Genomic DNA, 2,197 nt, shown 5'->3' with positions numbered 1-2,197 from the left:
GTCCAGGTATTTTCCAAGCCGTCGCCTACAGCGATGCCGCCACCTCAACCCTATTTAGTGTGGCCAATACCAATGCTAGCGCCCAAGCCGTGCTTGAAGCCAAACGGGTTATTTTTGGGGGAAGCGATGCCGAGGAACTTTCGGGTGCGGGAAAGGATGACCATATATATGGCGGAGGTGGCAATGACTTCATCTATGGCAAGGGTGGAGCCGACTACCTCGAAGGGAACGCAGGTGACGACACTCTGAATGGTGACAATGACAATGACATCCTGGTGGGGGGCACGGGCTATGACACCTATAGATTCTCAGGTAATTTCGGCAAAGATACGATCATCGATAGCGATGGTCGTGGCACTCTTAGTATCGACGGAATTTCTCTGAGTGGTGGTAGAGCCAACGTGCACGGTACGTGGGCCGAAGAGCTCTCCTCTGGCCAGATCATTCAATACCAGGTAGTTGACAACACCGCGTCAACGACGGGTAAACAACTTGTTATTAGCAAGCAAGGCGACATTACTAACACCGTCACGGTGAACAATTTTGATCTGTCGCAAGCTTTTACCTCCGCCGGGTATTTAGGAATAAAACTTGATCCAAATCCGAGAATTGCAGTCACGGATGGAACGGGATCTAACCTCTGGTCCGACCTGGGTTTCGTCATCACCAGCCTGCTGGGCAAGCTGTCAAATATTCTCCAGGGGGGCGGAAGGCAATTTACCACTTACCTGGATATGCCGGCCAAGGCAGGCGAGACGGTCACTTTGAATCTGGTCGGAATTTCTGACAAATTCAAGGTAATTCTGGGCGATAGGGTTGTTAATGCCGATGGGGCGGTTATTACTTTGGCCGAGGGGCAAACAGATGTGTCTTTTGCACTTGTTCAGGAGGGTGACGTCGCAAATGACGTCTCGGGTAGCCTAAGCGTAAGTTATCAGGGAGAAGGGCGGAGCGCCACTTCCAATGTCTGGGCCATAAACCTCACGGACATCGGTGAAACCACCAAAACTTTCCTCGGCGACCAACATGGCCGCTTCCTCGGCAGCACGGTCGAAAACGGGGTCACCCTTGACTACTACGCGAGCACCGAGTGGGCGGCGGACGGCCAGGTGATCGATGGCGAAGCGGAGGAAGACTTCAACGATGTGATCGCGGGCAGCACCGGCAACGACAAGATAAGCGGGAAGGGCGGAAATGATGCATTGGACGGCGGCGCCGGCAACGACGAGATCAACGGCGACGCTGGCGATGATGTGATCATCGGCGGTGCGGGCAGCGACACGCTGAACGGCGGCGACGGCAATGACTTTATTTTTGGTGCCGGGGACCTGATGGCACCGCAAACGGTGCGGACGCACGGTTGGAGCCCGACGCTGGCCAATGTAGGCGTGGCCGGAACATCGGATGACGCGTCCGATGTGATTGACGCTGGCGACGGCAACGACGTGGTGTTTGCCGGCCGCGGCGGTGACCGTATTGAAGGCGGTGCGGGCAACGACCAGCTCTGGGGTTTGGCAGGCGATGACATTATTGAAGGCGGGTCGGGTGACGATGCGCTGTATGGGGATGGAGTCAATGCGTCTGGGAGCCATGCCACTACTTTGGCTAATGATCACGGTAACGACTTTCTGGATGGCGGGGATGGCAATGACGTCATTCTGGGATATGGAAAAGACGATTCGTTGTTTGGCGGTGCCGGCAACGATTCTTTGTGGGGCGACGCCTTTGCATCGCAGTTAGCTGGCGAATACCACGGCAATGATTACCTCGACGGAGAAGATGGCGACGATCATCTTTGGGGCAATGGCGGCAAGGACACGCTCTATGGCGGGGATGGAAACGATGAACTTCAGGGCGATGCCTCGGAATCAGCGCTCGCCGGTCAATACCATGGTGACGATTACCTGGACGGGGAAGGCGGCGACGACCATCTCTGGGGCGATGGAGGCAATGACACCCTCTATGGCGGAGATGGCGACGACATGTTGTCTGGCGACGCCGGGGGATCAGAGCTTGCCGGTGAATACCATGGTGACGACTATGTAGATGGCGGAGAAGGCAACGACTTCTTGTGGGGCGGCGGGGGTTCGGATACCTTGATCGGCGGAGCGGGGAACGACGAAATTTATGCGGACACAGGCGGCCTGATAGGAAATGCCAACTACCTGGCCGGGCAATACCACGGAGATGACTACAT

Annotated in this window: 1 protein-coding gene; it reads left to right on the top strand. The window is 56.0% G+C overall.

Annotated elements, in window-relative coordinates; translation table 11 throughout:
• Window positions 1-2,197 (top strand): calcium-binding protein (locus AC1D0P_RS25000; protein ID WP_477679202.1); only part of this gene is annotated, 2,197 nt, incomplete at both ends.

It is taken from the genome of Polaromonas sp. P1_G2 (genome assembly GCF_056405515.1).
Note: the sequence above shows the minus strand (reverse complement) of the source record. Positions and strands in the feature narration are given on the sequence as shown.